This window comes from Cognatundibacterium rugosum (genome assembly GCF_014284365.1).
Lineage (GTDB): Bacteria > Pseudomonadota > Gammaproteobacteria > Burkholderiales > Burkholderiaceae_D > Undibacterium > Undibacterium rugosum.
The window spans coordinates 1-681 of record NZ_JACOGG010000054.1; the positions used below are offsets into that span (position 1 = coordinate 1).

At 51.2% G+C, this 681-nt stretch carries 2 protein-coding genes; both read left to right on the forward strand.

Annotation, left to right across the window (positions count from 1 at the left end):
- Nucleotides 1-75 precede the first annotated feature (75 nt).
- A complete protein-coding gene (locus H8K47_RS18005) occupies nt 76-513 on the forward strand; it encodes an ExbD/TolR family protein (RefSeq protein ID WP_162021926.1) in 438 nt (145 codons plus the stop codon).
- 13 nt (nt 514-526) lie between these two features.
- The coding region (locus H8K47_RS18010) for a biopolymer transporter ExbD (RefSeq protein WP_186882726.1) at nt 527-681 on the forward strand (155 nt) is incomplete at its 3' end.

Consider the following 681-nt stretch of genomic DNA (forward strand, 5'->3'; position numbering starts at 1 on the left):
AAAGGTTTAAAACTTCAAAGTTTAAAAATTTCCACAGCCCAGTCTCCCCGACCGGACATACTGAAAGAGAACAAAATGGCAATGGCAATCGGCAACGATGGTGACGGCGAAGACGAAGTCAACAGCACCATCAACACCACCCCGCTGGTTGACGTCATGCTGGTGTTACTGATCATCTTCCTGATTACCGCCCCGGTAATCACAGACACGGTCAAACTCAAGCTCCCGGCAGAACGTAACCAGATCTACAAAACCAAACCGGAAAACATCACCGTCTCGATCAACAAAGACGGCGACGTGTACTGGAACGGCATGATGAAACCCCTGCCAGGCGGCACAGAAGACCTGTTCGACCGTCTCAAAGTCGAAGCCGTCAAAGTACCGCAACCGGAAGTACACATCCGTGGCGACCAGAACGTCCGCTACGAATTTGTCGGTAAAACCATCCTGACCGCCCAGCGAGCCGGGATCGCCAAAGTGGGCTTCGTGATCGAACCCCCACCACGTAACTAAGAAAGGATCTGACATGGGAATGCAAGTAGGTTCAGGCAGCTCATCGGCTGATCCGGAAGTCATGATCGAAATGAACATGACCCCGCTGATTGACGTGATGCTGGTATTGATCATCATGCTCATCATCACCATCCCGATTCAGAATCACTCCGTGAATCTGAACATGCC

Coding starts and splice junctions, on each gene's coding strand:
- H8K47_RS18005 (WP_162021926.1), top strand. CDS start 76: ATGGCAATGGCAATCGGCAACGATGGTGACGGCGAAGACGAAGTCAAC.